This is a genomic window from Streptomyces sp. NRRL S-495, assembly GCF_000966955.1.
In the GTDB taxonomy this organism is placed as follows: Bacteria; Actinomycetota; Actinomycetes; order Streptomycetales; family Streptomycetaceae; genus Kitasatospora; species Kitasatospora purpeofusca.
In genome coordinates this window covers 1-10,367 of record NZ_JZWY01000707.1, presented here as the reverse complement: position 1 = coordinate 10,367, position 10,367 = coordinate 1, and the positions used below count along the sequence as shown (strand labels likewise).

11 protein-coding genes are annotated in these 10,367 nt (G+C 75.8%); 5 read left to right on the top strand and 6 right to left on the bottom strand.

Annotation, left to right across the window (positions count from 1 at the left end):
- Positions 1-71: 71 nt before the first annotated feature.
- On the top strand, positions 72-1,436 hold the full coding sequence (locus VR45_RS31390; protein WP_045943268.1) for a proline-rich domain-containing protein: 1,365 nt from the start codon (positions 72-74) through the stop codon (positions 1,434-1,436).
- A gap of 128 nt (positions 1,437-1,564) precedes the next feature.
- On the opposite strand, the gene VR45_RS31385 is transcribed toward VR45_RS31390, so the two are convergent.
- Positions 1,565-1,912, bottom strand: a complete 348-nt coding sequence (locus tag VR45_RS31385) for a DoxX family protein (protein ID WP_045943267.1) — start codon at positions 1,910-1,912, stop codon at positions 1,565-1,567.
- A 394-nt stretch (positions 1,913-2,306) separates the two neighbouring features.
- On the opposite strand from VR45_RS31385, the gene VR45_RS31380 reads away from it, so the two are divergent.
- Positions 2,307-3,539: an alpha/beta fold hydrolase gene (locus tag VR45_RS31380; protein WP_052709512.1), complete on the top strand. Its 1,233-nt coding sequence runs from the start codon at positions 2,307-2,309 to the stop codon at positions 3,537-3,539.
- A 121-nt stretch (positions 3,540-3,660) separates the two neighbouring features.
- Here VR45_RS31380 and VR45_RS31375 read toward each other — a convergent pair whose 3' ends face one another.
- The 4 genes from VR45_RS31375 to VR45_RS31360 form a co-directional block, all read right to left on the bottom strand.
- Positions 3,661-3,852 (bottom strand): hypothetical protein, encoded by a 192-nt coding sequence (locus VR45_RS31375; RefSeq protein ID WP_045943266.1) that lies wholly within the window; start codon positions 3,850-3,852, stop codon positions 3,661-3,663.
- Between the two features lie 98 nt (positions 3,853-3,950).
- Positions 3,951-4,352, bottom strand: coding sequence for a TIGR03618 family F420-dependent PPOX class oxidoreductase (locus VR45_RS31370; RefSeq protein WP_045943265.1), 402 nt, complete (start codon positions 4,350-4,352; stop codon positions 3,951-3,953).
- Between the two features lie 99 nt (positions 4,353-4,451).
- Positions 4,452-5,090: an MBL fold metallo-hydrolase gene (locus tag VR45_RS31365; RefSeq protein ID WP_045943264.1), complete on the bottom strand. Its 639-nt coding sequence runs from the start codon at positions 5,088-5,090 to the stop codon at positions 4,452-4,454.
- Positions 5,087-6,172, bottom strand: coding sequence for an S-(hydroxymethyl)mycothiol dehydrogenase (locus VR45_RS31360; RefSeq protein WP_045943263.1), 1,086 nt, complete (start codon positions 6,170-6,172; stop codon positions 5,087-5,089). Before VR45_RS31360 ends, VR45_RS31365 begins: the two co-directional genes overlap by 4 nt.
- A 498-nt stretch (positions 6,173-6,670) precedes the next feature.
- On the opposite strand from VR45_RS31360, the gene VR45_RS31355 reads away from it, so the two are divergent.
- The gene (locus tag VR45_RS31355) at positions 6,671-7,939 is read left to right on the top strand and encodes a cytochrome P450 (protein ID WP_078896998.1); all 1,269 of its coding nucleotides are present in this window, start codon (positions 6,671-6,673) and stop codon (positions 7,937-7,939) included.
- Positions 7,936-8,226, top strand: a complete 291-nt coding sequence (locus tag VR45_RS31350) for a ferredoxin (protein ID WP_078896997.1) — start codon at positions 7,936-7,938, stop codon at positions 8,224-8,226. Before VR45_RS31355 ends, VR45_RS31350 begins: the two co-directional genes overlap by 4 nt.
- Before the next feature lie 62 nt (positions 8,227-8,288).
- On the opposite strand, the gene VR45_RS50240 is transcribed toward VR45_RS31350, so the two are convergent.
- A complete protein-coding gene (locus VR45_RS50240; protein ID WP_045943262.1) occupies positions 8,289-9,521 on the bottom strand; it encodes a phosphotransferase in 1,233 nt (410 codons plus the stop codon).
- A gap of 322 nt (positions 9,522-9,843) precedes the next feature.
- On the opposite strand from VR45_RS50240, the gene VR45_RS31340 reads away from it, so the two are divergent.
- A partial coding sequence (locus VR45_RS31340) for a hypothetical protein (RefSeq protein WP_045943261.1) occupies positions 9,844-10,367 on the top strand: 524 nt, incomplete at its 3' end.

Here is a 10,367-nt window from a genome sequence, read left to right as displayed (position 1 = left end):
GGGCAGGGAGGATGTCAAATGATGTCCGCGATCGAGGGCCGGATGGCCCATGCACAACACGGGGGAACCACATGTTCGGCATCATCAGACCGTGCCGCCACCGGCTCTCGGAGCGGCTCCAGGCGAGCTGGATGGCCCATCTCTGCGGCCTCTGCCTCGCCCTGCGCGACGACCACGGGCAACTGGCGCGCACGGCCACCAACTACGACGGGCTGATCATCTCGGTGCTGGTCGAGGCCCAGGCCGCCGGGCACACCGACGGCGGGGCCGGCCGGCGGACCGCCGGGCCGTGTCCGCTGCGCGGCATGCGGACGGCCTCGGTCGCGCGGGGCGAGGGTGCCCGGCTGGCGGCCGCCGTCTCGCTGGCGCTCGCCTCGGTGAAGATCCGCGACCATGTCGAGGACCAGGACGGCGTGTTCGCCCGGCGCCCGGTGGCGGTCGGCGCACGGGCGGTCACCCGGCGCTGGGACCGCAGGAGCGCGGGCAGCGCCTCGGTGGTCGGCTTCGACACCTCGGTCCTGCTGGACGCGGCCGCCCGCCAGGGCGAGTTGGAGCGCGAACTGCCCGTCGGCGGCTCGGTGCTGCTGGTCACCGAACCCACCGAGACCGCCACCGCCGCCGCGTTCGCGCACACCGCCGTACTGGCCGGACGGCCGGGGAACGAGGCGCCGCTGGCCGAGGCCGGGCGGCTGTTCGGACGGCTGGCGCACCTGCTGGACGCCGCCGAGGACCAGGAGGCCGACGCCGCGAGCGGCGCCTGGAACCCGCTCGACGCCACCGGCACCGACCGCGCCGAGGCCGAACGGCTGTGCCGGGACGCCGTGCACGGCATCCGGCTGGCGCTGCGGGACGTCGAGCTCACGGACCGGGCACTGGTGCACATCCTGCTCGCCCACGAGACCGAGCGGGCCGTCGAGCGGGTCTTCGGCCGACCCGGCCACGCCGCCTGCCGGGTCGGGCACGAGCCCGGCGCGACGCCCACCGACCAGCAGCAGCACGGCCATGCGCAGCACAGCCACTCTCAGCACGGTCACTCGCAGCACGGCCACCCGGACCAGGGCGCGACCGGCTCCAACCCCTACCAGAGCCCGCCGCGGCACGACCCCGGCCAGGCCCCGCCGCAGGGCCCGGGCGCCCCCGTCCCGCCCTGGGTGCCGCAGGGCCCCGGCTTCACCCCGCCCGGCGCGCCGCCGCCCAACCGCCGCAATCTGCTGGCCGGTTGCGCCGCCTGGGCACTGATGGGCTGCACCTGCCAGCTGCTCTGCTGCGAGCACAACCACCCGTTCTCCGGCGAGCGCCGCGAGGGCTTCTGCGCCCGCAACGAGTGCTGCGACTGCGGCAACTGCTGCGACAGCTGCCAGTGCTGCGGCGAGAACGCCCAGTGCTGCAACGACTGCGGCTGCTGCGACGGTTGCGACTGCGGCTGCGACTGCTGAGGCCGTTCCGGCCGGCGGATTCCGGAGGCCGGAGGCCGGGTCCGGGGCACTGCCCCGGACCCGGCCTCAGCGCGCCGTGGCGCCCGTCGCTGTCGCCCCACGGCGACCGGACCGGCCCGACCGCGGCATCAGGCAGCGAGGCCGACGCCCAGGGTGACGGCGACGGGGGCGAGGTAGAGCAGCGGGAAGGGGACGGTCTTGTACGAGCGCGCCCGGATGTTGGTGAGCACGGCGCCGGCGAAGTAGAGGATCAGGCCGACCGCGGCGGCGACGCCGATCGCCGGGACCGCGAGGCCGACCAGCAGGCCGGCGGCACCGGCGAGCTTCGCCACGGCGAGCCAGGTCCACCACGCGCGGGGCACGCCGTAGTCGACGAGCGGCTGGGTGACGAACTCGGCCCGGCGGGCCAGCGAGACGCCGGAGAAGCCGACCCAGAGGGCGCTGACGACAGCAAGGACGACGTGGGCGACAGACATGGTGGTACCTCGTTCATGTGGAAGGGGTGGCGGGAGGCGACGCGAGCGCTCTGCCCCGGTGGCTTGTGGGTCGACGCTTCACTGACCCGCGGCACGCGCCCGGTGTGACAGGACGGCCGGAGGATTCTTCGCAGGCCGTTCCGACAAGCCGACCGCACCCAAGGGCCGACCGAAGGGACACGCCGTGATGGCATCAAGACCGACCGGCCGCCGCCGACCAGGCCCGCCGACACCGACCTCGATGCGCACAGGGGCGCGGCCGAAAGCTCCCGCAGGTGGAGCCGGACCGGGTCCGCAGGCGTACGCGCCACCGAACCGGCTCCGTCTCGCGGCGTACTCGCCGTCCCCCGGCGGAGCGACGCGCCGGAGCGTGACACCCACCTAACGTGGCGTCATGTCGAAGACCGCCCGGTGGCGTTCCGCCGCCCTGCCGATCGCCTCCACCGCCCTGGTGCTGGCCCTCGCCGGCCCGGCCGCCGCCTCCGCCCCGGCTGCCGCCACCGCCACGACCGCTCCGGAGGCCGCTCCGGACGCCAAGCCGGAGGCCACTCCGGAGACCGCTCCGGAGGCCAAGCCCGACGCCGCCGGTCCCCGGGTGCCGGCCACCAGCACCCACCGGCCCGTCGGGACGACCTCGGCCCGCCTGGTCGACCGGGACCGGCCCGACCCCTGGCGCCCGGACACGCCGTCCCGCGAGCTGATGGTCACCTTCTGGTACCCGACCGACTCCGCACGGGGCGCCCACGCGCCCTACCTGTCACCGGAGTTGTCCACCGCCCTGTACGGCACCGACGCACCGGCCGGGGTGCGGACCGGCGCCGTGGCCGGGGCCCGGCCCGCCCCGGGGCGCCGTCCGCTGGTCCTGCTCTCCCCCGGCTTCGGCCTGAGCCGCACCACCCTCACCGCGCTCGGCGAGGAACTCGCCGCCCGGGGCTACGCGGTGGCCGCCGTCGACCACACCTACGAGACCCTGGTGGAGTTCCCGGGCGGGCGGATCGAACCCTGCCTGGTCTGCGGGCGGGAGGGGACGGATCCGGACTTCGGCGCGACGGCCTCCCGCGTCCGGGCGGCCGACCTGCGCTTCGTGATCGACCGGCTCACCGCCCCCGGGAACCGGGGCCCGGTCCGCGGGCTCACCGTCGACCCGGGCCGGATCGCCGCGGTGGGCCATTCGCTCGGCGGTGCGGCCGCTCTGGAGGCGATGGCCGAGGACCGCCGGATCCGCGCCGCCGCGAACCTCGACGGCACCGTCTGGATCCCGCCCACCGGCCTCCGTTCCCGCCCCGTATTGCTGTTCAGCTCCCAGCTCGGCGGCTCACCGGGCGCCACCGAGAACTGGGAGGACAGCTGGAAGCGCCTCACCGGCCCCCGGTACTGGGTGGACCTGCCGACCGCCGGGCACCTCTCGTTCTCCGACGAGCACTGGGTGGTGGACGCCCTCGGCAGCCGCGACCAGCTACCGGCCGACTCGGGGCCCGACCTCTTCGGCACCGTCCGGGGCGAGCGCGCGCTCGCCGCCACCCGCGCCTACCTCGGCGCGTTCCTCGACCGGCACCTGCTGGGCCGTCCGGCCCCGCTGCTCGACCGGCCCTCGCGGGCCTTCCCCGAGGTCCGCTTCGCCAAGTAGCGCTCCGGGCGCGGCAGTCCGGGCGGGCTCGCCCGTCCGGGCGCCGCGCTGCCACAGCGGCAGCACCTCGACCCGCGCGGCCGGGCGGCGGTCCACCGGCCGGTGGTCCGCCGGACGGCGCTCACCCATCGCGGCCCACCGCCGGTCTCTGCGCCCCGACCGTTGTCACGGCCGCCGCGCCACGGCGGTCGGCCGCCAGCGAGTCCTCCAGCCGGGCCAGCAGCACCCGGAAGCGGTCCGTGTCCTCGGCCGTCATCCGGCCGCCCTCGGCCGGGATCCGTATGCCCCGGCCGCCCCTCGTTCCCTCGGTCATGCCCCGACGTTAGGCGATGACGATCAACGCCGGATAAACGGAGCGGGCCCGGCCGAACGGAACCCCGTCCGTCCGCCGGGGCTGCTCGAACCGGGTCCTCAGGCCCGCCCGAGCACCCGGTCCACCGTGATCTCGACGACCACCCGGTCCGGATTCACCCGGGGCTCGCGGTAGCGCTCGGCGTACCGGCGCTCCGCCTCGGCCACCGCCGCCGGCTCCTGCCGAACCACGGCCACGCCCTCCAGCGTCGACCAGCGCGCCCGGTCCACCTGGCAGACCGCGACCCGCTGGCCCTCCGCCCCGGCCTCCACGACGTTCCGCACCTTCCGGCTGGTCCGGCTGCTGATCACCCGCGCGATCCCGGTCTCCGGGTCGAAGGTCACCCCCACCGGCACCACGTGCGGCGAGCCGTCCGGGCGCAGGGTGGTCAGGGTGGCGATGTGCCGCTCCCGCCAGAAGGCGAGGAAGGCGTCGTCGAGCGCGCGGGGATCATGGGCCATGCCCGCGATGGTACGTCGCCGGGCCCGGCGGACGGCCGCCGGGCCCGGGTGCGCACGTCCCCGGACCCGTCTCCGCCGGGCCCCGGACGCGCGTGCGTGTCAGTGCCCGCGGGCGATCCATTCCGGCAGGGCCGGGCCCTCGGCGCCGATGGTGGTCGGGTCGCCGTGGCCGGTGCGGACCACCGTCTCCGGCGGCAGCGTCAACAGGCGCTCCCGGATCGAGTCGATGATGGTCGGGAAGTGCGAGAACGACCGGCCGGTGGCCCCGGGGCCGCCGTGGAAGAGGGTGTCACCGGTGAACACGGTGCCCAGCTCCGGGGCGTACAGGCAGACCGCGCCCGGCGCGTGGCCCGGGGTGTGCAGGACGGTCAGCGCCGTACCGGCGACCTCGATCCGCTGCCCGTCGGCGAGTTCGCCGTCCGGCAGCCGGTCGGGGTGGGTGAGCTTCCACAGCGGCAGGTCGTCCGGGTGCAGCAGGATCGGCGCGCCGGTGCGCTCGGCGAGCGCGGGGGCGGCGTCGATGTGGTCGTTGTGGGCGTGGGTGGAGACGACCGCGAGCAGCCGGCGCCCGCCGAGCGCCGCCTCGATCGCCGCGGCGTCGTGGGCCGCGTCGATCACCACGGCCTCGGCGTCGTCGCCGACGATCCAGACGTTGTTCTCCACCTCCCAGCTGCCGCCGTCGAGTTCGAAGGTGCCGGCGGTGACGAGCCGGTCGATCCGGAGGCTGCCGGTGCTCACAGGACCACCACCGAACGGAGCACGTCGCCGTGGTGCATGCGCTCGAACGCCTGCTCCACCGCGTCGAGTTCGATGGTCTCGCTGACGAACGCGCCGAGGTCCAGGCGGCCCTGGAGGTAGAGGTCGATCAGCATCGGGAAGTCCCGCGAGGGCAGGCAGTCGCCGTACCAGGAGGACTTCAGCGCGCCGCCGCGCCCGAACACGTCGAGCAGCGGGAGCTCCAGCTGCATCTCCGGCGTCGGGACGCCGACCAGGACGACGGTGCCGGCCAGGTCGCGGGCGTAGAAGGCCTGCTTGTAGGTCTCCGGGCGGCCGACCGCCTCGACCACGACGTCCGCGCCGTTCCCGCCGGTCAGCTCGCGGATCGCCTCGACCGCGTCGGTGCTGGTCGAGTTGACGGTGTGGGTGGCACCGAGCTTCCGGGCGGTGGCGAGCTTGCGGTCGTCGATGTCCACCGCGATGATCTTCGCCGCACCGGCCAGCCGGGAGCCCAGCACGGCCGCCCCGCCGACCCCGCCGCAGCCGATCACGGCGACCGAGTCGCCCCGGCCGACGTTGCCGGTGTTGATCGCGGCGCCGATGCCCGCCATCACGCCGCAGCCGAGCAGACCGGCGACCGCCGGGTCGGCGGACGGGTCCACCTTGGTGCACTGGCCGGCGGCGACCAGGGTCTTCTCGGCGAACGCGCCGATGCCCAGGGCCGGGGACAGCTCGGTGCCGTCCAGCAGCGTCATCTTCTGCTTGGCGTTGTGGGTGTTGAAGCAGTACTGCGGGCGTCCGCGCTGACAGGAGCGGCACTGGCCGCAGACGGCGCGCCAGTTGAGGACCACGAAGTCGCCGGGCGCGACCTCGGTGACGCCCTCGCCGACCGTCTCCACGATGCCCGCGGCCTCGTGGCCCAGCAGGAAGGGGAACTCGTCGTTGATCCCGCCCTCGCGGTAGTGCAGATCGGTGTGGCACACGCCGCAGGCCTGGATCCGCACCACCGCCTCGCCCGGCCCGGGGTCGGGCACGACGATCGTCGTCACCTCCACGGGCGCGCCCTTGGCGCGCGCGACGACTGCCTTGACCTGCTGGGCCATCCGGTTCTCCTCCGTCGGCCGGTGCCCCTGCGCACCGGCGTGACCTGCGTCGACGCGAGTCGGACGACCCGCCCACGCAGCCTAGCGCCCGCCGCGGCGGGCGGCCGGGGAACGCCCCTGGTGATCCGTCTCACCGGTCGGCCCGACCCTCCGGCGGCCGCTCCGGTGCGCACGGTCGCACCCCTCCGGCGGCCCTCCCGCGCCCCATTCGGCGCTCCCTCCCGCGACCACGCCGGGGCGCGAGGCGGGGCGCGCGGCCACCACTGAGCGCCCGTCACACTGAGCGCCCGTCAGTACCGCCGCGCCCTCACCGCCCCTTTCCCACCCCGGCGTTGGCTGGAATCGTCGCTGACTGTGGCCCGTCGCCCACGTACGGTCGTAGCGAACCCGGCCCACTCGGCACGCCGTCGACCACGCCGCCCTTCCCCGCGCACCGCCCGGATCCACCCCCCGTCGGCCGCCCTCCGCGCGGCCACCGCCCTGGAGTCTGGAGTACGGATGTCCGCCGAGAACAGTGCCACCGGAGCCCGTACCGGCACCGCCACCGACCCCGGTCCCGCCACCGGTACCGCCACCGTCGCCGTCGCCCAGGCCGTCCTGCCGCCGCTGCACTGCCTGCGGCTGCTCGAACCCGGCCCGCCCCGGCTGGCCACCCTGCCCACCGGCACCCCCGTCTGGCTGGTCAGCCGGCACGCCGACGTCCGGCAGGTGCTGACCGACCCGCGCCTGGGACGCGCGCCGCTCCACGCCCCCGGCGCCCCGCCCGTCTCGCTCACCCCGAACCTGCTCGACGACCCAGCCTCGATGCTCAACATCGACGGCGTCGAGCACCAGCGGCTGCGCCGCACCGTGCAGCGCGCCTTCACCCCGCGCGCGATCGCCCGCTGGCGCCCCTGGGTCGCCTCGGTCGTCGAGGGCCTGATCGACGAGCTGATCGACCGGGGCTCGCCCACCGACATCGTCGCCGGCTACACCCGCCAGCTGCCGATCGCCGTGATCAGCCGGCTGATGGGCCTGGACGGCCTCGACAGCAAGCGCCTCGAACACTGGAGCGACCACGCCCTGTCCGCCACCGCGTACTCGGCGGAGGCCATCCGCACCGCGATGACCGAGTTCGCCGGCTTCGGCGCCGAGGTGATCGCCGAACGCCGTGCCGCGCCCGGCGACGACCTCGTCAGCAGCCTGCTCGCGGCGGCCGCCGACACCCCGGGGATCACCGAGGAGCAGATCGTCACACTCGTCATCGGCCTGGTGGTGGCCGGGCACGAGACCACCATGACCTCGCTCGGCAACGCCCTGGTCTACCTGCTCAGCGACGGACACGACGCCTGGCAGCAGCTCGCCTCGGACGAGCAGAGCGCCGCGGCCGCCACCGAACAGCTGCTGCGCGCCGTCCCGCTGGGGGACTCCGACGTCCTGCCCGGACTGCTGCGGCGGGCCGTCGAGGACCTCGACATCGGCGGGGTGCGGATCCCGGCCGGGAGCGTGGTCGCCGCCGACACCGACGCCGCCAACGCCGACCCCGAGGTGTTCACCGGCGACCTGCTGACCGAACTGTTCTCCCCGCTCGCCGCACCGATGTACACCTTCGGTGCCGGGCCGCACCACTGCCTGGGGGCCTGGCTGGCCCGGATGGAACTGGAGCTCGCCCTGCACCGGCTGGCCCGCCGGCTGCCCTCGCTGCGGCTCACCGGCACGGTGGAGGCCATCGACTGGCGGCGCGGCCTGCTCACTCGCAGCCCGCAGCACCTGCAGGTCGCCTGGTGACGGGTCGGGAGGAGACCGGGGCGGCGCCGGAAACCGGGGCGGCGCCGGCGGTCATCGTCCAGGTGGACCGGGACCGCTGCATCGGCTCGGGCATGTGCGCGGCCACCGCGCCCGGTTCGCTGGCGCTCGGCGCCGACGGACTCGCCCGGCCGCTGCGGGAACAGCCGACCGGCGCCGCCGGCGAACCGCTGACCCCGGAGCTGGCCGACGCGGTCGACTACTGCCCGGTCGAGGCGCTCTCCCTGTACGGGGCCCGGGACGGGCGGCGGATCGACCCGACGGGCTGACCCGCTGTTGGCGCCGCGCCGCGCCACGTCCGGCGCCACGTCCGGCGCGGCGCCCGCGCGGGTCAGCCCGCCGCCGCCAGCGCGCTCCGGACCTCGTCCGCCGGATCACCCTCGTGGTACGGGCGCTCGCTGTCCTCGATGTGGTCCAGGAACTCCTGGTACCGCAGCGCGTACCCGAAGTGCACCAGCGGCCCGGCCAGCTCCAGCGCCCGTTCCGGCGCGCACCCCGGCACCCGCTCGCGCCAGGCCCGCGCCCACTCCTCGGCCACCTGCGCCCAGCGCTCCCCGTCCAGGAAGCCGCGCGGCCGCAGCCCGTCCGCCACCGGGTGGCCGAAACAGGTGTCGGCGAAGTCGATGACCACCAGCGCGGAGCCGTCGGAGCGCCAGTTGCCGGGGTGGAAGTCGCCGTGCACCACGGTCTCCGGCAGCCTGCAGGCGGCGAGTTCCCCGACCAGCTCCGGCAGTCGCGCGGCCAGCGCCCGGGCGGCGGCCAGCTCCTCGCCCGTCAGCTCGGCCGTCGCGGCCAGCCGGTCCAGCAGACCCGGGACGGCGGCGGCCACCGCGCCCGGGGTCCGGTCGGGCAGTCCGGCCGAGGCGGCCCGCCCGTCGGCGGCCAGTGCCGCCTGGGCGGCGACCAGCCCCGGTACGGCCAGCGCCACCTCCTCGGCCGAGGGGCCCCAGCAGTCCTCCCCCGGCACGTCGTCGAGCAGCACCCGCCCGTGCGCCGGATCGGCGGCGAGCACCGTCGGCACCAGCTCCGGGGCGGCGGCGCCGAACAGCGCGATCGCCTCCGCCTCCGCGGCGTTGAAGGCCGGGTTGATCACCTTCAGCCAGGCCGTTCCGGCGGCCGTGGGCAGCCGGAACACCCCGGACAGGTTCCACGTCCGCACCTGCTCGACCCGCCCGGTGACCGGCCGTCCGGCGGCAGCCGACGCCCGCTCCGCCCAGTCGAGGGCCGCCCGCAGCCCGGCGGGCGTGGCCCACCCGGCCCGCCGCTCGGCCGCGCCCAGCAGCGCGGCCACCTCCGGCCCCGCCGGGCTCGGCGCCCGGTCCACCGGCCGCTCCAGCGCCTCGGCGTGGTACACCGTGTGCCCGCCCCGGCCGCCCTCACCGCCCGTCACCCCGGCCAGCCGGACCACCGCCACCGGCACCCCGGCCTCCGCCGAGGCACGCGCGGTCAGCTCCCCGACCGACGACCACCACGGGTCCGCCAGTTCGAACGGGCCGAGCTGCCCGAGGTGGTCGCCGTCGTGGGTGAGGTGGACGACAGCCGTCCGACCGGTTCCTTGATCCATCCGCGCAGGTTCTCGTACCCCGCCGATCGGCGCCACCCGTTTTCCCCACGGCCGTCGGGGGCCATCGGGGCGGTTCGGCACCCGGCCGCGCTCCTGACGCGCGCCTTCCGGTCCACGGTCCCGGTGGCCGGCCGAGGTCCGGCGGGTGGCCGGACGGCCACGGGTGGTCACGATTCGGTCGCAGTGGTCGGCCGGAGGGCGGACCCGGGCAGCTCCTGCTGCCACGCTTGAGTGTCAATGACTTTGCCGGGGGGGCGCTTTGAGCGAGTCCGATCTTGCCTCGACTGTTGTCGGGCTCATGACCGACGTGGCATCAGGGATCGTGGGAACCACCGGCCGGGCCGTCGCGGAGGCCGCAGGGGAGGCCGTCCGGCGGCGGCTCTCGTCGGAGCCGGACGGCCGGGCCGCAGTGGCGGCCTTCGACTCCGGGCCGCAGGAACCGGCCGCACAGGCGGAACTCTGCCGGGTCCTGGTACAGGTGATGTCCACCGAGCCGCAGTTCGCCGTCCAACTGACGGCACTGGTGCCGGTCCCGGCTCCGGCGGCACCAGTCCCGCCGCTGCCGCCCGCCCCGCCGCCACCTGCGGAGCCGCCGCGGATCGGCCGGGACGGCATCATCATCGACGGCAGGTCCCGCAACACGGGGAACCTGGCCTTGGGTGACCAGCTGATCCAGAACATCCGCCGTGGTGACCCCCGCACCGTCCTGCTCCTGATCCTCGCCCTGGTCCTCGTGGTGGCGGCGGGCTACGGAGGCAGCAGACTCCTCACCGACGACTCGCCGGGCCCGAACGCCGCCGCGACGAGCGCGGCCGCCGGCGCGACCGACCGGGCCTCCGGTACCAC